The organism is Glycomyces paridis (assembly GCF_004912155.1).
Taxonomy (GTDB): Bacteria; Actinomycetota; Actinomycetes; order Mycobacteriales; family Micromonosporaceae; genus Glycomyces; species Glycomyces paridis.
The window spans coordinates 69,287-87,879 of sequence record NZ_STGX01000020.1 but is presented as its reverse complement, the minus strand read 5'-3'; the positions used below and the strand labels follow the sequence as shown (position 1 = coordinate 87,879).

20 protein-coding genes and 1 tRNA gene are annotated in these 18,593 nt (G+C 71.8%); 15 read left to right on the top strand and 6 right to left on the bottom strand.

Going from position 1 to position 18,593, the window contains the following annotated elements; all coding sequences use genetic code 11:
* Positions 1-3: 3 nt before the first annotated feature.
* The 4 genes from E9998_RS22140 (at position 4) to E9998_RS22125 (ending at position 2,789) form a co-directional block, all read left to right on the top strand.
* Positions 4-1,308, top strand: coding sequence for a hemolysin family protein (locus E9998_RS22140; RefSeq protein WP_136531874.1), 1,305 nt, complete (start codon positions 4-6; stop codon positions 1,306-1,308).
* Positions 1,301-1,654: a cytidine deaminase gene (locus E9998_RS22135; RefSeq protein ID WP_240037712.1), complete on the top strand. Its 354-nt coding sequence runs from the start codon at positions 1,301-1,303 to the stop codon at positions 1,652-1,654. Before E9998_RS22140 ends, E9998_RS22135 begins: the two co-directional genes overlap by 8 nt.
* Positions 1,647-2,567 (top strand): GTPase Era, encoded by a 921-nt coding sequence (gene era / locus E9998_RS22130; protein WP_136531873.1) that lies wholly within the window; start codon positions 1,647-1,649, stop codon positions 2,565-2,567. Before E9998_RS22135 ends, era begins: the two co-directional genes overlap by 8 nt.
* 148 nt (positions 2,568-2,715) lie before the next feature.
* Positions 2,716-2,789: transfer RNA gene (locus E9998_RS22125), tRNA-Met, on the top strand.
* Between the two features lie 167 nt (positions 2,790-2,956).
* Here E9998_RS22125 and E9998_RS22120 read toward each other — a convergent pair.
* The gene (locus E9998_RS22120) at positions 2,957-3,391 is read right to left on the bottom strand and encodes a DUF6069 family protein (RefSeq protein ID WP_136531872.1); all 435 of its coding nucleotides are present in this window, start codon (positions 3,389-3,391) and stop codon (positions 2,957-2,959) included.
* Between the two features lie 133 nt (positions 3,392-3,524).
* Here E9998_RS22120 and E9998_RS22115 point away from each other — a divergent pair, with 133 nt between their 5' ends.
* Positions 3,525-4,520: an AraC family transcriptional regulator gene (locus tag E9998_RS22115; protein ID WP_136531871.1), complete on the top strand. Its 996-nt coding sequence runs from the start codon at positions 3,525-3,527 to the stop codon at positions 4,518-4,520.
* 220 nt (positions 4,521-4,740) lie between these two features.
* Positions 4,741-5,253 (top strand): hypothetical protein, encoded by a 513-nt coding sequence (locus E9998_RS22110; RefSeq protein ID WP_136531870.1) that lies wholly within the window; start codon positions 4,741-4,743, stop codon positions 5,251-5,253.
* Here E9998_RS22110 and E9998_RS22105 read toward each other — a convergent pair.
* A complete protein-coding gene (locus E9998_RS22105) occupies positions 5,250-6,473 on the bottom strand; it encodes an MFS transporter (protein ID WP_204745596.1) in 1,224 nt (407 codons plus the stop codon). The two genes, E9998_RS22110 and E9998_RS22105, sit on opposite strands and share 4 nt — an antisense overlap.
* 380 nt (positions 6,474-6,853) lie before the next feature.
* Here E9998_RS22105 and E9998_RS22100 point away from each other — a divergent pair, with 380 nt between their 5' ends.
* Together E9998_RS22100 and E9998_RS22095 are read left to right on the top strand one after the other, a co-directional pair.
* Complete coding sequence (locus E9998_RS22100; protein WP_136531869.1) at positions 6,854-7,771, top strand: cation diffusion facilitator family transporter; 918 nt, start codon at positions 6,854-6,856, stop codon at positions 7,769-7,771.
* Positions 7,772-7,976: 205 nt separating this feature from the next.
* Complete coding sequence (locus E9998_RS22095; RefSeq protein ID WP_136531868.1) at positions 7,977-8,252, top strand: Smr/MutS family protein; 276 nt, start codon at positions 7,977-7,979, stop codon at positions 8,250-8,252.
* 56 nt (positions 8,253-8,308) lie between these two features.
* Here the strand turns inward: E9998_RS22095 and E9998_RS22090 are convergent, their stop codons facing one another.
* The gene (locus E9998_RS22090; protein ID WP_136531867.1) at positions 8,309-8,584 is read right to left on the bottom strand and encodes a helix-turn-helix domain-containing protein; all 276 of its coding nucleotides are present in this window, start codon (positions 8,582-8,584) and stop codon (positions 8,309-8,311) included.
* 274 nt (positions 8,585-8,858) lie between these two features.
* Between E9998_RS22090 and E9998_RS22085 the strand changes: the two genes are divergently transcribed.
* The 3 genes from E9998_RS22085 to E9998_RS22075 are packed head-to-tail and all read left to right on the top strand — an operon-like array spanning position 8,859 to position 12,776.
* Positions 8,859-9,683 (top strand): ABC transporter ATP-binding protein, encoded by an 825-nt coding sequence (locus tag E9998_RS22085; protein WP_136531866.1) that lies wholly within the window; start codon positions 8,859-8,861, stop codon positions 9,681-9,683.
* A 10-nt stretch (positions 9,684-9,693) separates the two neighbouring features.
* The gene (locus E9998_RS22080) at positions 9,694-10,683 is read left to right on the top strand and encodes an ABC transporter substrate-binding protein (RefSeq protein WP_136531865.1); all 990 of its coding nucleotides are present in this window, start codon (positions 9,694-9,696) and stop codon (positions 10,681-10,683) included.
* Positions 10,680-12,776, top strand: a complete 2,097-nt coding sequence (locus tag E9998_RS22075) for an iron ABC transporter permease (protein ID WP_136531864.1) — start codon at positions 10,680-10,682, stop codon at positions 12,774-12,776. Before E9998_RS22080 ends, E9998_RS22075 begins: the two co-directional genes overlap by 4 nt.
* A 55-nt stretch (positions 12,777-12,831) precedes the next feature.
* Here the strand turns inward: E9998_RS22075 and E9998_RS22070 are convergent, their stop codons facing one another.
* The 3 genes from E9998_RS22070 to E9998_RS22060 form a co-directional block, all read right to left on the bottom strand.
* Positions 12,832-13,263 carry a hypothetical protein gene (locus E9998_RS22070; protein WP_136531863.1) on the bottom strand — a complete coding sequence of 144 codons (432 nt, stop codon included), beginning with the start codon at positions 13,261-13,263 and terminating at the stop codon, positions 12,832-12,834.
* A gap of 208 nt (positions 13,264-13,471) precedes the next feature.
* Entirely contained in the window at positions 13,472-14,380 is a 909-nt protein-coding gene (locus tag E9998_RS26550) for a glycoside hydrolase family 19 protein (protein WP_136531862.1), read from the bottom strand.
* 141 nt (positions 14,381-14,521) lie between these two features.
* Positions 14,522-15,277 (bottom strand): VOC family protein, encoded by a 756-nt coding sequence (locus E9998_RS22060; protein WP_136531861.1) that lies wholly within the window; start codon positions 15,275-15,277, stop codon positions 14,522-14,524.
* 218 nt (positions 15,278-15,495) lie between these two features.
* Between E9998_RS22060 and E9998_RS22055 the strand changes: the two genes are divergently transcribed.
* From E9998_RS22055 to E9998_RS22040, 4 genes are all read left to right on the top strand, one after another.
* The gene (locus E9998_RS22055; protein WP_136531860.1) at positions 15,496-16,188 is read left to right on the top strand and encodes a YqeB family protein; all 693 of its coding nucleotides are present in this window, start codon (positions 15,496-15,498) and stop codon (positions 16,186-16,188) included.
* Positions 16,189-16,274: 86 nt separating this feature from the next.
* A complete protein-coding gene (locus E9998_RS22050; RefSeq protein WP_136531859.1) occupies positions 16,275-16,892 on the top strand; it encodes a LysE family translocator in 618 nt (205 codons plus the stop codon).
* Between the two features lie 170 nt (positions 16,893-17,062).
* Entirely contained in the window at positions 17,063-17,869 is an 807-nt protein-coding gene (locus tag E9998_RS22045; protein ID WP_136531858.1) for a class I SAM-dependent methyltransferase, read from the top strand.
* Positions 17,870-17,977: 108 nt separating this feature from the next.
* The gene (locus E9998_RS22040; protein WP_136531857.1) at positions 17,978-18,553 is read left to right on the top strand and encodes an RBBP9/YdeN family alpha/beta hydrolase; all 576 of its coding nucleotides are present in this window, start codon (positions 17,978-17,980) and stop codon (positions 18,551-18,553) included.
* The last annotated feature ends 40 nt before the right edge of the window (positions 18,554-18,593 follow it).

Genomic DNA, 18,593 nt, shown 5'->3' with positions numbered 1-18,593 from the left:
CGAATGCTCCCGTACACGCTCCTGGCCGCGGCGGTCGCACTGACCGCCGTGGCCGGGGCCGCCGCCATGGTCGACTCGGCGCTCATCGCCGTCTCGCCCGCCCGCACCGCCGAACTCGTCGAGCAGCGCCGCCGCGGCGCCGAGTCGCTGCTGAAGATCACCGCCGACCTCCCCAGGCACCTCAACCTGCTCATCCTCCTGCGCCTCGCCTGCGAGGCCGCCGCCATCGCGATCGTCGCCGTCGTCGCCTTCGACTCCTGGCACGACTCCTGGCTCGCCGTCGGCATCTCGGCCGCGGTCATGACGGTCGTGTCCTTCGTCGCCATCGGCGTCGGGCCCCGCACCCTCGGGCGCCAGCACGCCTACCCGATCGGCCTCGCCGTGGCCGGGCCGGTCGCCCTCCTCGGCACCGCCCTCGGGCCGCTCGCGAAGGTCCTCATCCTCCTCGGCAACGCCGTCACCCCCGGCCGCGGCTTCCGCGAGGGGCCGTTCGCGACCTCCGAGATCGAGATCCGCGAGATGGTCGACGCCGCCGAGGCCCAGGGCACCGTCGACCACGAGGAGCGCGACATGATCGCCTCCGTGTTCGCCCTCGGCGACACCGTGGCCCGCGAGGTCATGGTCCCGCGCACCGCGATGGTGTGGCTCCCGGTCGACGCGCTCGCCGACGAGGCCAAGCAGGTCGCGCTCCGGTCGGGCTTCTCCCGCATCCCCGTCGTCGGGGAGGACCTCGACGACGTGCGCGGCGTGGTCTACCTCAAGGACCTCGTGCGCCTCGAGGACGGCGCGAACCCGCCCGTCGGCGAGGTCATGCGCGCGGTGTCCTTCGTGCCCGACTCGAAGCCGGTCGACGACCTGTTGCGGGACATGCAGACCGCGCGCATCCACATCGCCGCGGTCGTGGACGAGTACGGCGGCACCGCCGGGCTCGTGACCATCGAGGACATCCTCGAGGAGATCGTCGGCGAGATCGCCGACGAGTACGATGACGAGCTGCCGCCGGTCGCCTGGCTGGACGACCGCACCGCCCGGGTCACCGCCCGCCTCTCCGTGCAGGACCTGTCCGAGCTGTTCGACGTCGACCTGCCCGAGCTCGACGTCGACACCGTCGCCGGCCTGCTCGCCGCCGAACTGGGCAAGGTCCCGCTGGCGGGCGACCGGGCGCGCCTGGCCGGGCTCGAACTGACCGCCGAAGGCACCGTCGGCCGTCGCAACCGCATCGAGACGGTGCGCGTCGCGCGCCTGCCCGAGGCCGGCGACACCGAGGCGAACACCGCGAACGATGAGAGGCACACGATCAATGTCTGACCTGACCGCAGGCGACCTGACCATAGAAGACCTGGACGCCGAGGACGCGAAGCTCGTCACCTTGGCCCGAGGGGCCGCCGGGCGCGTCCAGCAGACCACCGGCGCGGCCGTCCGCGACGGCATCGGCCGGACCTACGCCTCCGCGGCGGTGGACCTCCCGTCCCTGCGCTTGTCCGCCCTCCAGGCCGCCGTGGCCCAGGCCTTCGCGGCCGGCGCCGACAAGCTCGAAGCGGCCGTCGTCTTCGGCGCCGCCGCCGACGAGGACGGCCTCAAGGCCGCCCGTGAGATCAGCGCCGACCTGGCCGCCTACACCGTGATCCGCAAAGAGGTGAACCGTCTTGCCTAGCAACGCCGGAGGCTCCGCCTCCAACGCCTTCCACGCGGGCTTCGCCTGCTTCGTCGGCCGCCCGAACGCCGGCAAGTCCACGCTGACGAACGCGATCATGGGCCAGAAGATCGCCATCACCTCCAAGCGGCCCCAGACCACCCGCCACGTGGTCCGCGCGATCCTCCACCGGCCCGACTCGCAGCTCATCCTGGTCGACACGCCCGGCCTGCACCGCCCGCGGACCCTGCTCGGCGAGCGGCTGAACGAACTCGTCCGCCAGACCTGGTCCGAAGTGGACGTCATCGGGCTGTGCCTGCCCGCCAACGAGAAGCCCGGCCCCGGCGACAAGTTCATCACCGGCGAGATCGCCAAGCTCCACGCGAAGGTCGTCGCGGTCGTCACCAAGATCGACCTGGTCTCCAAGGACGCCCTCGTGCGCCACCTGACCAACGTGGCCGCCCTCGGCGACTTCGCCGACATCGTGCCCGTCTCGGCCAAGACCGGCGAGAACCTGGAGACCCTCGTCGAGGTCCTCTCGGGCAAGCTTCCCGAGTCGCCGCAGCTGTACCCCGACGGGATGATCACCGAAGAGCCCGAACGGGTCATGATGGCCGAGCTCATCCGCGAGGCCGCCCTCGAAGGCGTCCGCGACGAGCTGCCGCACTCCCTCGCCGTCGTCATCGAGGACGTCGAGGACGAGGACTCCGACGGCGGCCCGCGCAAGAAGATCTGGGCCGAGATCTACGTCGAGCGCGACAGCCAGAAGGGCATCATCATCGGCAAGGGCGGCGATCGCCTCAAGCGGGTCGGCACCAAGGCCCGCAAGGGCATCGCCCAGCTCATCGGCGGCCGCGTCTACCTCGACCTGCACGTGCGCGTCGCCAAGGACTGGCAGCGGGATCCCAAGCTCCTCGAACGCCTCGGCTTCTAGCGGTCCGAACGGCCGCGGCTCCGGCCGCGGCCGATTCGCCGACCACTCGCGAACCGCACTCGAATTGGCGGCGAATTGCGCGGTGACGGCACTCACCGAACCCCCACTTTGCGGCCCGATACGGCATGGGGTACAGTTATCTCATCGACGCGGGATAGAGCAGCTCGGTAGCTCGCCAGGCTCATAACCTGGAGGTCGGTGGTTCAAATCCGCCTCCCGCTACAAAGAAATACCAGCTGAGAGCCGGTTTCCTCGAAAGAGGGAACCGGCTCTTCTGGTATTCGCTCGTCATTTGCTCGTGGCGAGGATGTTCGGTGCTTCTCGGCGCTTTCGGCCGGGAAATGTAATTCAGGTCTCCTCTCGCGACGGATCGTGTGGATTCGGAATGGTCATGACCTCGTGTTTGGACGATCGCGGCGGGCGCCGAGGATCGGGAAGAGGATTGCGGCGACGACCGCGTGCATGGCGAACAGAGCGACTCTCGTGCCGGGTGTGGCCTCGGTGAGCAGGGGCGGGAACAGTTCGACGAGGAATGCGGCTGAGGCGCCGATGAGCCAGATCAGGCGGGCGCGGGTCGGGGCGAAGCGGTCCAGGAGCGCTCGGGCGAGCCAGCCGAGGCCGCCGGCGGCGAGGCCCGCGAAGGCGGCGTTGACGGGGCCGATCGGGATCGGGTCCTGGCCCGGGTTGGCCGCCTCCATGGTCGCTCCTGCGACCGAGGCGATGAAGGCGACCAGGGCCGCGCCGATCGCGGCGGCGGCGACGGCGGCGAGGCGGGACCTCCAGGCGGGTGCGGCGACGGTGGTTCGGTCCTCTGTTGTGGACATTGGTGGGCTCCGTTGATCTGCTGCGGTGTAAGGGGAACGCCTCGAAGGTATGCGCCGTGCCGGTTAGCTGCCATCTGTGAGCGTCCCGGCTTCATACGCGATCGTCCGCGGGGCGCGCGGATACGCTTGCGGCATGGACGTACTCAGTGATGTGATGACCGTGCTGCGCACCGGCCGACCGATCGCGGCCCGGTTCGCGCGGGTGGCGCCGTGGGCGAACCGGCGCCCGGCGCACCCCGGCGGGTTCGGCGTCCAGATCATGGTGCGGGGGAGCGCGGTGCTCACGACCGAATCGGGCCGGACGCTGCGGTTGGAGGAGGGCGATGCGCTGCTGCTCCCGCTCGGCGGCGCGCATGTCATCGCGGACTCGCACGGGAGTGAACCCGATCCGCCGTGCGAGTCGGGCCCGCTGCTGTCGGGCGCGGTGTTCCGCTCTGATGTGGAGGGTGCGACGCATGTGGCGCTGTGCATGGCCTACGAGCTCGCTCCGGGGCGCAGCCATCCGCTCATCGCGGACCTGCCGGACCTCGTGCACCTGCCGGCGGACGCGACCGCCCGGCCAGAGGTCGCGGCGGCCGTCGCGCTGCTCGACGAAGAGCTGAGGGTCGAGCGCGGGGGCGGCGACACGCTCGTTCACGCCCTCGTGGACGCGATCCTCATGTACCTGCTGCGCGCGATGCTAGGGAACAGCTCGCTGGGGTGCCGGTTCGGCGGCTGGGGCGACGCGCTCGCGGACCGGTCGGTCGGGGGGGCGCTGACCGCGATCCACGCCGATCCGGCGCGGCAGTGGACGGTCGCGGCGCTGGGCGAGGTGGCGGGGCTGTCGCGGTCGGCGTTCTCGCGCCGATTCACCGATCTGGTCGGGCAGCCTCCGCTGGGGTACCTCACGATGTGGCGGTTGACGTTGGCGGCCCGGCTGCTGTCGGACGGTGACGCGCCCTTGTCGTCGGTGGCGCGGCAGGTCGGCTACGCCTCCGAGTTCGCCTTCGCGGCCGCGTTCAAGCGTGAGTTCGGCAGGCCGCCGGGGCGGTTCCGCAAGGAGGCGCCCGCTTGCGAGCGGGTCCCGGCCGCGCTGCGGGCCGAGCCGGTGGCGGACTTCGGGGCGGTGCTGGAAAAGGCCGGGGCCTAAGGGGGCCATCCCTAACAGTGATGATGAAGTGCGGGGTGCGGCTCCCTCTCTCGGGGGAGCGGGGCCGTTCGCGTGGGGGAGTCGGCGGCCGCTTCGCCACGGCACCATCGGGTTCCGGGCCGCGATAGTGCGGCCCCCGAACGACTGGAGTACCCCCCAGATGCAGACGCAAGCGCCCCCAAACGCCCGGACCGTGAAGCCGCGCCTCGCGGGCGCCTCAATGTCGCTCGGGGCGGTCGTGTTCGCCGCCGCCGGATTCGTCGCCGACGAGTCGGCCGCATGGAACGCGGCGGGGCTCGCGGCCGCGGTGCTCGTCCTCATCGGGTTCGGGGCCTTCCGGCACGAGTCGGGCCGGGCGGGCGCCTGGGGGATCGGGCTGGTGCGCTTCGGGTTGGGCGCCACGGTCGTCGGCTACCTGGTGAACCTCGTCGGCCCGCTCCTGTCCGAGGACGCCGAGGGCGTCGCGGCCCTCGCCGGCATCCCGGCCTGGTCGCTCGCGCACCTCGTCTATATCGGCGCCACGGTGCTCGGCATCGCCTGCCTCCGTTCGGGTTCGGTGCCCCGGCCGACCGCCGTGGCCCTCGTGGTCGGCCTGCCCGCGCTGCTGCTCGGCGTCGGCGCGGGCCTGGCGCTAGGCGAGCCGTTCGGTCCGGCCGTCACTTGGGCCGCCACCGAGGGCCAGGCCGGTCTCGCCTGGCTCCTGGTGGGCCTACACCTCCTGCGGAGGCGCTAGGAGGCGTTCACGAGCTCGCGTTCGGGCCGCTTCGCGGCGCCCTTGGCGGCCAGGAGGACGACCGGGACGAGCAGGGCCGCGCCGATCCACAGGACGGCGCTCGGGGCGGCCGCGTCCACGACGAAGCCGCCCGCGAAGGAGCCCGCCGCGATCGACAGGTTGAACATGACGGTGTTCAGAGAGGTCGCCACCTCGACCTCGCCGGGGTCGACGGCGTTCATGAACCAGGTCTGCACGGCGGGGGAGACCAGGCCGTAGCCCGCGCCCCACAGCAGGAGCACCGCAGTGGCGGAGAACAGGTCGCCGACCGCGAAGGCCATGAGCGCCATGCCGACCGCCATCGCCACGCCGAGCGTGGCGAGGGTCGGCCGCAGGTGCCTTCCGATGAGCGAGCCCGAGGCGACCGTGGCGATGAGCGCCGCCGCTCCGAACGCCAGGAGCAGGCCGCTGACCTGCGAGGCGGCGATGCCGTTGGCCTGGAGGATCGGGCTGATGAACGTGTACGCGATGAAGTGCCCGGTCACGATGAAGAACGTGAACGCCAGTCCGACGCGCACGTTCCTGTTGCGCCGCACCAGTCTCGGCAGCGACGCGAAGGACACCGAGGAGTTCGAGGGCAGGCGCGGCACGAGCACCGCGATCGCGGCCATCGCGACCGCGGCGAGCCCGGCGAGGGCCCACAGGGCGGCCCGCCAGCCGAGGTGGTCGCCGATGAGCGTCCCGAGCGGGACGCCGAGGACGGTGGCCGCGCCGATGCCGCCGTAGACGGCCGCCGTCGCGCGCGGCACGTCCCGGGCGGGGACCAGGCGCAGCGCGATGCCGCCGGCGACGGCCCAGAACGCGCCGATGGACAGGCCCACGAGGACGCGGGCGGCCAGCAGCTGCCCGAAGGTCCCGGCCGTGGCGGCGCCGATGTTCGCGCCGGCGACGAGCACCGCTAGGCCGACGAGCACGAGGCGCCGGTCGAGCCTGCGGGTGAAGACCACCGCGAGCGGGGCGGCGACGGCGGCCACGAGGCCGGGGACGGTGACCATGAGCCCGGCGGTGCCGGCGCTGACGCCGAGGGCCGAGCCGATGGGCGTGAGGAGTCCCACAGGGAGGACTTCGGAGGTCATGACGACGAAGACGCCGAGGGCGACGGCCGCGACGGCGAGCCACTGGCGGGTCGTGGCGCGTTCGGGCGCGGCGACGGAGGGGAGGGGACGGTCGAGCGTGGTCACGTACGGGCCTTCCGAGCGGTGGGTTCACGGCAGGGGCCCGCTGAGGGCCTCTCATTGCCGGAACCGGTCCACCACTCGGTCCGCGCGTCGGTGACGCGGGCTGGGTCCGTACAGGGGCTGGAGACCCGCGGTCTCCGGCCGGGGACGAGGTCCCCTTGGCGGTGTACGTTCCTTCGCCCGGTCCGGGAGCTGGCTCCCGGGGCGTCGCCTTGCCTCGATCGTAGCGCGCCGAGCGCCCGTTCGAAACCGCGAACGGGTGTCGCGCCAGCGACCATGCGGGACGCGACCTGAGGCCTCGTCGGAGGGTTGCAAGGCCATGACAGACTCGTGCAGGCCCCAACTGGATGCGGGGCGCGTTCAGTGGAAGGAATGACGACCAGATGTCAGCAGAAGGCGGCACCAAGGCGATCGTCGCGGCGCTCTTGGCCAACACGGGGATCGCGATCAGCAAGTTCGTCGCGGCCGCGATCACGGGTTCGGCGTCGATGCTCGCCGAGGGCGTCCACTCGGTGGCCGACGCGGCGAACCAGGTCCTGCTCCTCATCGGCGGCAAGCGGTCCCGGCGCGAGGCCAGCCCCGCCCACCCGTTCGGGTACGGGCGCGAACGCTACATCTACGCGTTCATCGTCTCGATCGTCCTGTTCTCCATCGGCGGCGTGTACGCCCTGTACGAGGGCTGGCACAAGCTCCAGGACACCGAGCACGGCCTGGAGTCCCCGCTCGTGGCCGTCATCGTGCTGGTCGTGGCGATCATCCTGGAGTCGTTCTCGCTGCGCACCGCCGTCAAGGAGTCGAACGCGGTCCGCGGCAAGCAGTCGTGGGTGCGGTTCATCAAGGGCTCGCGCTCGCCCGAGCTGCCCGTGATCCTCCTGGAGGACATCGGCGCGCTCGTCGGCCTCGTCCTGGCCCTCTTCGGCGTCGGCCTCACCTGGATCACCGGCAACTCGCTGTTCGACGCGCTCGGCACCATGAGCATCGGCGTCCTGCTCGTGTGCATCGCGATCGTCCTGGCGATCGAGATCCGCTCGATGCTCATCGGCGAGTCGGCCACCTTGGAGGACATCGCCGCGATCAAGCAGGCGATCAACGAGGGCGACGCGAACTCGCTCATCCACCTCAAGACCCTGCACATCGGCCCCGACGAGCTGCTGGTGGCCGCGAAGATCGGCATCGGCTCCTCCGAGACCGGCTCGCAGGTCGCCGCCGAGATCGACGCCGCCGAGGCGCGCATCCGCGCCGCCGTGCCCACCGCGAAGCTCATCTACATCGAGCCGGACATCCCGCGCGTCGACGCCTAGGGGGTGTTGCCGAACCCCCGGCGAGTCGATGGCCGAGGCCATTTGTTCGCTCGCTCTGCACAGTTACGGCTCGCAAGCGTCGCCGAGACCGCGGAAGGCGGTCTGGATACCGGTGTTGTATCCAGACCGCCGACAACGAAGTGAGCGGGCAAATGGACCGGCCAGCGGCCGTCAGGGGTTCGGCAACACCCCCTAAGGTCGGAGCATGGCGAAACTGGTGCTGGACCTGCACGACATCTACAACAAGGGCGACCAGATCGAGAAGGCCCTCAAGGACGTCATCGACGAGGCGGTCGCCAAGAAGATCGACCTCGTGGAGATCATCCCCGGCAAGGGCTCGGGCCAGCTCAAGAAGAAGGTGCTCAGGTTCCTCGACCAGAAGGAGGTCAAGGCCCTGTACCACCGGGTGGACAAGGACTCGAAGAACTTCGGCCGGCTCTTCGTCCACTTCCAGCACAAGGACAAGCGCAAGAAGCGCTGAGACGTGCGAAGCGGCGGCGCGCTCCTCCCCCTGGAGCGCGCCGCCGCTTCGGTTCGCTAGTCGATGAAGCGGTCGCGGTCGAGCGGCGCGTCCGGTGCGCCGAGCAGCTCGAGGAGCCGCAGCACCGGAACCCTGTAGCTGTGGCCGATCCTCAGGACCTGGACGGGGAAGTCGCCGTCCTTGGCCAGCCTGTAGGCGACGGTCCGGCCGATCCCCAGGATCTGCGCGGCCGTCTCGACATTCGTCATCACGCCGAGCGACTTCACGCGCTCGACTGTCCAGATCTCGTCGATGACGACACTCGAAGGCCCCACCTTCGCATTCGGTGTCATGTTCGTCCTCTCTGGCGTCCCGCGCCGACACGGGGTGCATCGGCATTGCGGCGCCTAGGACCAGTCGACCCCACCCGGCACGGTCAAGTCCAGAGCGCCGCGCCGGATTTCACTCTTACGCGTGGTGTGCGCGTCCTCACCGGAGCATGATCCATTTGGGCGCGAACGGGACTCATCGGGCACCGCGCCGGTCGCAAAAGCCCCGCGAGGGTGCAACGCACGCCCCTGACCAGCCGGGATGCAAAGAAAAATGAGATAGGTTAGCCTTGCCTACATGCCTGATGACGCCGGACTGAGCGGCCGCGCCCTCCGACTCGCCTACTTCGGCACCACCGTGGTGCACGACGCCGACATCGCCCTGCGACCCGGCGCCGTCACCGCCCTCCTCGGCCCCAACGGCTCGGGCAAATCCACCCTCCTGCGATCCCTCGCCCGCCTCCACAAGGCCGACGCCGGGACCGTCGAGTTCGCCGACGGCACCGACGCGACCGCCCTGAGCCCCAAGGACTTCGCCCGGCGCGTCTCCCTCCTCTCCCAGTCCCGCCCCGTCCCCGGCGGCATCCGCGTCCTCGACGTCGTCGGCTACGGCCGCCACCCCCACCGCGGGCGCTGGCGCCACGGCGACCCCGAAGGGCCCGAGAAGGTCCTGCGCGCCATGGAGATCTGCGGCGTCGAGCACATGTCCGACCGCGGCATGGAGGCCCTCTCCGGCGGCGAGCGCCAGCGCGTCTGGCTCGCCTCCTGCCTCGCCCAGGACACCGCCGTGCTCCTGCTCGACGAGCCCACCAACCACCTCGACCTGCGCTACCAGGTCGAGATCCTCGACCTGGTCCGCGACCTCGCCGACGACCACGGGACCGCCGTCGGCGTCGTGCTCCACGACCTCGACCAGGCCGCCGCGGTCGCCGACCGCGCCGTCCTGCTCCACGACGGCCGCGTCATGGCCGCCGGCACCCCGGCGGAGGTGCTCACCGCCGAGAACCTCACCGCCGCATACGGCATCGACATCCGCGTCGACGCCGATCCCGTCACCGGGATGCTCACCGCCAAGCCCATCGGCCGTCACAGCCGCCGCTTCGCGGGCACCACCACCGAGTAGAAGGAACCCGATGCAGCTCTCCCACCTCAAGCGATTCGCCGTGCCCGCGGCACTCGCCGCCGTCCTCGCCGCCTCCGCCTGCGGCACCACCGAGGAGGGTTCCGGCGCCGACGAGACGACCGCCGAGACCGGACCGGTCTCCACCGTCGACTTCCTGGGCCGCACCGTCGAACTCGACGCGCCCGCGCAGAAGGTCGTCGCGCTCGAATGGGCGGAGGTCGAGATCGTCGCCAGCCTCGGCGTCATGCCCGTCGGCGTCGCCGACATCGAGGGCTACAACACCTGGGCCGGCGAGGCCGTGCCGCTGGACGACACCGTCACCGACGTCGGCACCCGCCAGGAGCCCTCGATCGACGCGATCGCCGGGCTCGGCGCCGACCTGGTCGTCATGGAGACCGACGACGAGGAGCTCATCGAGCAGATCGAGGAGTTCGTGCCCGTCCTGGTCACCGAGGGCTCCAGCGAGACCGACAACCTCGGCCGGATGCACCGCGACGTCGACATGATCGCCGACCTCCTCGGCAAGAACGCCGAGGCCGACGCGCTGTGGGCCGACTTCGAGGCCAAGATCGAGGAGACCAAGGCCGCCATCGAGGCCGCCGGCACCGGCGCCGTCCCCTACCTGTACGCCGACGGCTGGGTCGAGGGCGACGCGGTCGCCATCCGCCCCTTCGCCGCGTCCTCGCTCGTGGGCTCCCTCGGGACCGCCGTGGGCCTGGAGAACGCCTGGACCGGCGAGACCGACGGCGCGTGGGGCCTGGGCGGCACCGACGTCGAGGGCATGGCCCAGTACACCGACACCGAGCTGAAGTTCATCTGGAACAACGCCGACGGCACGAACCTGTTCACCGACGGCGTCGCGGGCAACGCGATCTGGGAGAACCTCAAGTTCGTCAAGGACGGTTCGCTGTACGAGCTGCCGCTCGGCGTCTGGACCTTCGGCGGGCCCAAGTCCTCCGAGGCCATCCTCGACTACTTCGCCGAGGTCTACGCCAGTTGAGCACGCTGAGCTCCCCGGCGCGTCCGGAGGCTCCGGCCCGGAGGCGCCCGCGCCTCCGGGTCACCGCGGCGGTCTTCACCGCCGCGGTGGCGGCCCTGGTCGCCCTGGGGGCGCTGCATCTCACGCAGGGCACTTCGGCCGTCGACGCGGGGGACCTGCTGCGGCTGGTCACCGGCACCGCCGACGACAGGGTGTGGAACGTCCTCCAGGGCTCGCGCCTGCCGCGCCTGGCCGGGGCGGTGCTGGTCGGCGTCGCGCTCGGCGCCTCGGGCGTGCTGCTCCAGTCGGTGGCGCGCAACCCGCTCGCCAGCCCTGACACGCTCGCGGTCAACGCGGGCGCCTATCTCGCCGTGACCGCCGTGGCGGCCTTCGGGATCACGCTGCCGTTGCTGTCGGGCATCGGCGTGGCCTTCGCGGGCGCGCTGGCGACGGCGGGCCTGGTGCTCGCGCTGTCGGCGGGCGGCGGCGAATCGGCCACGACCCGTCTCATCCTCGCGGGTTCGGCGACCGCGATGGCCGCGAACTCGGTCGTGTCGCTGCTGATCCTGCTCTTCCAGGAGGAGACGACGGGCCTGTTCGCCTGGGGCTCGGGCAGTCTCAACCTGACCGGGTTCGGGTCCACCGCGCAGGCCGCGCCCCTGGTGCTGCTCGCGATCGCGGCCGTCATGGTCCTCGCCCCGCGCCTGGACCTGCTGCGCCTGGGCGACGACACCGCTTCCAGCCTCGGCGTGCACGTCCGCCGCACCCGCACCGTCACCGTCGTCTGCTCGCTGCTGCTGGCCTCCTGCGCGGTGACCGTGGCCGGGCCGATCGGCTTCGTGGGCCTCGCGGCCCCCGTCATCGCCCGCCAGATCGCGCGGCGCCTCCCCGACCTCCTCGCCCACCGGGCCCTCATCCCGCTGGGTGCCCTGTGCGGCGCCCTCGTCATCGTCGGCGCCGACCTCGCGGTGCGCGCGGTCCTCGGCGCGGAGAAGAGCATCGAGATCCCCGTGGGCGTCACGACCACGATCCTCGGCGCGGGCGTCATGGTGTGGCTGGCGCGCACGGTGACCAGCGCGGGCTCGGACGACCGGCCCGCGATCCTCCACGGTGCTGCGGGCCGCAGCCGGACCGCGTTCGCGCTCATCCTCGTCGGGCTCGCGGCCGCGTCGGTCGGGGCTTTGTTCGTCGGGATGTTCTCGGGCGACACGATGCTCCTGGGCGGCGACCTCGTCAACTGGCTCGCGGGCAAGACCGGTGCGAGCTACACGTGGATCATCGAGCAGCGCTTCCCGCGCGTGCTCGCCGCGATCCTCGCGGGCGCCGCGCTGGCGTGCGCGGGCACGGTGACGCAGGGGGTGCTGCGCAATCCGCTCGCGGAGCCGGGCCTGCTGGGCGTCACGGCCGGGGCCGGGATCGGCGCGGTCTCGCTCATCACCTGGGCGCCCGAATCGGGCGCGTGGGCGGTCACCGGTATCGCTGCGGCGGGCGGGCTTGGCGCGTTCGCGCTGGTCTACGCGCTGGCGTGGCGGGGCGGGCTCGACACGGGGCGGCTGGTGCTCATCGGCATCGGCGTGTGGTCGCTGGGGATGGCCGCGATCACGCTGATCATCCTCGCTTCGGACCCGTGGAACACGCCGAAGGCCATGACGTGGCTGTCGGGCACCACGTACGGGCGGACGGCCGACCGGCTCGTTCCGCTGGTCGCCGCGCTCGTCCTGGTGCTGCCGTTGGTGATCGCGCACCGCAAGGAGATCGACCTGCTCTCGCTCGACGACGACACCCCGCGGGTGCTCGGCGTCAGGCTCGAACGCACGCGGCTCCTCCTGCTCGGCGCCGCGGCCCTGCTCACCGCCGCCGCGGTCGCGGTGGTCGGCGTGATCGGTTTCGTCGGCCTCGTCGCGCCCCACCTCGCGCGAGGCCTCGTCGGCAGCCGCTCGGGCCGGGTCCTGCCGGTCGCGGTCCTCATCGGCGTCCTCCTCGTGAGCGTCGCTGACACCCTGGGCCGCACCGTGATCGCCCCGGCCCAGATCCCCGCGGGCCTGGTCTGCGCCCTCATCGGCACGCCGTACTTCATCTGGCTGCTGTGGCGCACCCGGACGCGCACCGGCTGAACCGAACGGCCGCACGAGAGTCGGGTTCCCAGCCTTGGTCTGCACCCTGCGGTGCTCACGCCGGCGGGAACCCGATCTCGTAGGCGTTCGCGGCGGCGTCGAAACGGATCGCGATCGGGGGCAGCTCCACGCCGAACGCCGCCGCGACCCACGCGTAGCCCGCGGCGGCGGGCCCGTTCGGCTGGTAGTCGGCCCCGGGGAACACCAGCTCTTCGACCGCGATCACCCGGGGCGGCGCCGCGAGCGCGCTGCGCTCCAGAGCGATGCGGAGGCCGCGGGCGAGCTCTGCGACCTCGTCGGGCCCGATCCTGGCCCCGGCCCGTGCGCTCAGGACGAGGCCCGTCGCCGGGGTGAGCGGCACCGTCGCCTCGCCGATGTCGAGCGCCTTCGCTCCGAGCCTGACCCAGATGCCCCACGCGCCCTTGCGGACCCGGAACACGATCGTGCCCGGTCCCTCGTCGAGGACCTCGTACCGCAGCTCGCCCACCGACGGACTCCTTTCCCAGCGGCGCCCCGGGCCTTCGCCCGCCGGTGCCACCGGCGTCGCTGTGGGACACTACCGGCAAGCGCCCCAGGCGAGAACACGATGGTGGACCGGCTCGCCGATCTCGCCGACTGAACGGGATCGCCGCACTTCGAAGGGCCGCCGCCGATCCCGACGGCGGCCCTGGTTCGGAGGGTCAGCGGTGAAGTCGTCAGCAGTAGAGGTTCGCGCCGGGGGCGACGCCGAGGAGGCCGGTGAAGCTCTGGTACTTCGTCACGCGGCTCTGGACTTGGGCGGGGTTGCCGCCGTTGCATTCGATGGAGCCGTTGATCGACCAGATGGACTGGCCGAAGCCGGCGCCGTTGGTCATCGCCGCGTGGCCGGTCATCGTCCCGGGCCCGCTCTGGGTGTTCCAGTACCACAGGGCGGTCTGCCAGGCCACGGTCGCGTTCTGCTCGACGAGCCACGGGTTGGTCAGCAGCGGCAGGCCCAGGGCGTTGCCGGCGGCGTTGTAGTTGAAGTTCCAGCTCAGTTGGATCGGGCCGCGGCCGTAGTAGGCGGCCTGCCCGGCCGGGCAGCCGTAGGACTGGCCCGCGTCGCAGTAGTGCGGGTAGTTGGCGGTGTTCTGCTCGACGATGTGGACGAGGCCGCCGGTCTCGTGGGAGACGTTGGCGAGGAACGCCGCGACCTCCTGGCGCTGGACGGTGGCGCTGCCGGTGGTGCCGAAGGCGGGGTAGGAGGCGGTGGCGTTGACGAAGCCCTGGTAGGTGTAGAAGGAGTTCCGACTGGGGAACATCTGGTTGAACTGGGCCTCGGAGACGACGAGGCCGGACGGGTCGGGGTCCGGGTCGGTGCCGCCGCCGCAGGCGACGGGGTTGCGCCAGACGCCCCATTCGCCGGTGGTGCCGGGCGTCTCGCCCTGCGTCCACCACTGGGCGGTCCAGTTGCTGCCGTTGTGGGAGGCCACGTTGCCGCCGGTGTAGACGGTTCCGGCGTTCCACGGTGCGGCGCATGCGGTTTGGGCGTTGGCGGCCGAGGAGGGCAGGCCCGTGGCGATGGCCAGGGCGAAGACGAACGCGCCGAGCGTGGCGAGGAGCCGGCGGCGGGGTCGACGGAGCATGGGGTCACCTCATATCTTAAAGAAGCCTTACTTATAGATAAAGGTAACTATTTCTCCGCAACCGCACAAGACTCCGGAACCGACCGCTTCCAACGAATTCGGACTCGCGTTGCGGCCCAAGGGTTCTCGAACGGAATTGCCTCAGGCCTGGACGGCGCCCGTCTCGGGGTCGCGGGCGGTGATGCAGTACTCCAGGCCCGCCGGGTCGCGCATGACCTGCCACCAGTGGTGCCGGCGCACGGCCGTGGCGCCGAGCGCCTCATGCCTTGCGGTCTCGGCGTCGACGTCGGAGCAGGCGAGGTCCACGTGCGCAGAGGCCGCCCGGCCGCGCTCGGCCGCGTCCAGGCGCTGGAGCAGGAACCGCAGCGGCAGCTCAGGCGGCGACAGGAGCCGCCGGAACTCCGGCGAGCTCGTGGCCGTCTGCGGCCAGCCCGTCAGCCGCTGCCAGAACACCAACTCGTGGTCGAAGGCCTGCGGCGGGACGTCGAGGCACACCTGGTCGGCCCGGCTGCGCCACCCGCCCTCCCACGCGAGGGCCCGCGGCGCCTTCGCCTCGCCGTTGTGGGCCGCCAGGCAGAACGCGAAGCCGCCGGGCGAGCGCAGCACCGCCAGGCCCGGTTCCTGGTGCAGCAGCGCCGCACCGAGCACCTGCGCGCGCTCGGACTCGGCCTCGACGTCCTCCACGTGCAGGTCGAGGTGATTGCCGCCCTTGCCCTCTTGGACGCGCTGCACCCGCAGGCACGGGTCGCCCTCGGCCGGCACCAGCGTCGCGAACCCGCCCCCCGGCCCCCGCCGCGGCGACAGCGTCGTCCCGGTCGCCTTGAGCCAGAACGCGATCCCCGCCTCGAAGCCCTCGGCGGGGAAGTCCCAGAACGCGGTAGTCCATCGGATCGCCATGCCCCGAGACTAGTACGAATCACGACCCCGATTCGCCTTTCCCGCCGCGCGGGACCGCCCCCCGTGCGACTTCGGTATCGGGTTTCGGGGTGGTGCGGTGACTTCGGTATTGGGGGGAGGGGTGTGGGGCCGACGGAGGATGTAGTACTGCGGTACGGCGTTTTGGCTGGTGGGATGGGGTGGTTAGAGTGGCGGGGAGATTGATTGGGAGGCCCGTTGTGCCGAGTGGACTCGACCGTACCGTCGTTGCGGACCCGAAGTGGGTGGGGCCGGCGTTCCTCGTCGGGTTGCCGATCGCGGGGGCGGCGCTCGGGTGGGGGCTGACGTTCGTGGCCGAGTGGATCACGGGGCTCTCGTGGTTCCCGTTCCAGGGCCTGTTCGAGCTGGTCACCGAACTGCCCGAGGCCGTGCGGCTCATCGTCGCCGTCGCGTTGGGGCTGGCGTTGGGGATCTTCCTGGCGCTCATGGCCGTGCACGAGATGCTGACGGTCACCGTGGGGAACGACCGGATCGAGCTGCACCGCGGGGACGTCGAGGAGTCGGTGCCGCGGGGCGAGATCGCCGGAGTGTTCGCCGAGGACAAGCGGCTCGTGGTGCTCGGCCACCGCAGGCAGGAGCTCGCGCAGGTCGAGTTCGACCTCGACCGGGACCGGCTCGCCGCCGCGCTGCGCAGGCACGGCTACGCGTGGCTGCCCGACGGCGACCCGTACGCCGACCGGCTCCACCGCTGGGTCCCCGGGGCCGAAGGACTCCCGCGCGGAGCCGACGCGCTGCTCAAGGCCCGCGCGCACGCACTGGAGAAGGGCAAGGCCGAGGACCTGCGCGAACTGCGCGGGGAACTCGCCGCGCTCGACGTCGTCGTCCGCGACAGGGACAAGAAGCAGTACTGGCGCCTCGCCGACCCGGCCTGAACCCGGTCGGCGCACCCCGTCAACGTGCTGATGCGGCCCGGCCGCGCCGGTGGGACGATCGGGTCCGCCGCACACCTGGAGGCCCGATGACCCTGCCGCTGCTGTTCGCGCTGGCGATCCTCATCGCCGCGATCGTCCCCGGTCCCGACTTCGCGATGGTCGTGCGCAACACCGTCCTCGCGGGCCGGTCGAGCGGCGTGTGGACGGCGTTCGGGATCGGTCTGGGCGTGTGCGTGTGGGTCGTCGCCACCTCGTTCGGGCTCGCCGCGCTCCTGGCCGCCTCGGCGACCGCGTTCACCGCCGTCAAGTTCGCCGGCGCCGCCTACCTCGTGTACCTCGGCGTCAAGTCGCTGCGGGCCGCGATCAAGGAGCGGCGCGAACCCGCGGCGATCGAACTCGCCCGCGACATGAGCGCGTGGGCCGCGTTCCGCTCGGGCCTGATGTGCAACATGCTCAACCCGAAGGCCGCCGTGCTGTTCACCGCGCTCATGCCCCAGTTCATCGACGGCGGCGGCCCGCACGGCCCGCTCGTGCTCGAACTCGCCGCGGTCGGCATGTCCGTCTGCTTCCTGTGGTACCTGCTGCTGGCCAACCTCATCGAACTCATGCGCTCCCTGCTCGACCGGCCCCGCGTGCGCGCCTGGCTCAGCGGGGTCACCGGCGCGGTCATGGTCGCGTTCGGACTGCGGGTCGCCGCGACCTGACCGGCTCCGGGGGAGCCGCCCGCGAAAGTGTCGGTGCCATGGGGTGGAATGGCACGACGGCGGCCGGGCGGGCGGCCCTGTGCGCTTGCGGGAGTTCACAGCGCCCGCCTGACCGGCCGCCGTCCCGAAAACCGCTGGCCGCCCCCGGTCCGGTCGGGCACGATCGACCGATGAGCGAATGGAAACTCGAACGCGAGATCGAGGCCTACTACGAACGCGGCGACGAGCGCGAGCGCCTGACCCGCAACGCCAGGGGTCGTTTGGAGTTCGCGCGGATGCAGGACCTCCTGCGCCGCGTCCTCCCCGGCGAGGGCCTCAAGATCCTCGACGTCGGCGGCGCCACCGGCATCCACTCCGCGTGGATGGCCGCGGACGGCCACGACGTCACGCTGGTCGACCCCGTCCCCGGCCAGGTCGCCGTCGCCGCGACCCTCCCGGGCGTCGAAGCGCTCGTGGGCGACGCCCGCGACCTCCCCTTCGAGGACGACGCCTTCGACGCCGTGCTCCTCATGGGTCCGCTCTACCACCTGACCGAACGCGCCCAGCGCGTCCAGGCGCTCGCCGAGGCGCGCCGCTGCGCCCGCCCCGGCGGCCTCGTCGCGGCCGTCACCATCAACCGCACCGCCGGCTGGGGCGACTACCTGCTGTTCAAGGCGGGCGGCGACGACAAGGGCATCAGCGCCGAGGCGAGCCTGCGGGTCGTGCGCGAAGGCGTCCTGCGCTTCTACGACCAGAACCTGTTCACCACCGCCCACCTCGCCCACCCCGGCGACGTCGCCGCCGAGTTCGCCGACGCCGGCATGGCGGCCCCGGACCAGTACGCCGTCCAGGGCTTCCCCGGCCTCATCCCCGAACTCGAAAAGCTCATCGACCACGCCGAAGTCCGCGACCACCTCATGGAAGGCCTGCGGCTCATCGAGACCGAGCCCTCGCTCCTCGGCGCGAGCAACCACCTGCTCACCACCGCAGCGGCCTGACGCCGAGATCTGACGTCCCCTTCCGACCGCGCCTTCCGACCGCCGCGGCCTTCCGCCATGCGGGAAGCCGCGGCGGCCCGCCCGCCGCGCTGGATAAGCTTCCCCGCCATGTGGACCCGAAGCTTCCTCCTCCTGCACGGCGTGACCAACCGCCGCCCCGCCGGACACTGGCACCACCGGCTCTCCCTCGCCCTGCGCGAAAGAGGCGAGCAGGTCTTCTACCCCCAGCTGCCCGACACCGACCGACCCACCCTCGAAGGGTGGACCGACGCCATCCGGGCCGAACTCGCCCTCATGCGCGGCGAGCGCATCGTCCTGGCCCACAGCCTCTCCACGATCGCCTGGCTCCACCTCGCCGCCGCCGAACCGGCCCCGGCCGACCGCGTGGTCCTCGTCAGCCCGCCCGGCCCCTCCGCCTTCGACTGGGACGTCATCGCCCCCTTCGCCTTCGACCATCTCGACCTCGGGGCGATCCGCCTCGCCGAGAAGTCCGCGCGCCTGGTCGTCTCCGACGCCGACCCCTACCGCCCCGAAGGCCCCGGCTACTTCGCCGAGCGGCTGGGCATCGACGCCGACATCGTCCCCGGCGGCGGGCACCTCACCTTGGACGACGGCTACGGCGAATGGCCCTCCGCGCTCGCCTGGTGCCTCGACCCCGAGGCGCGCTTCACCGCCGACCGCTGAACCCTCGGCGCCGCTTCCCCTACCGCCGCATCGGTGCCAG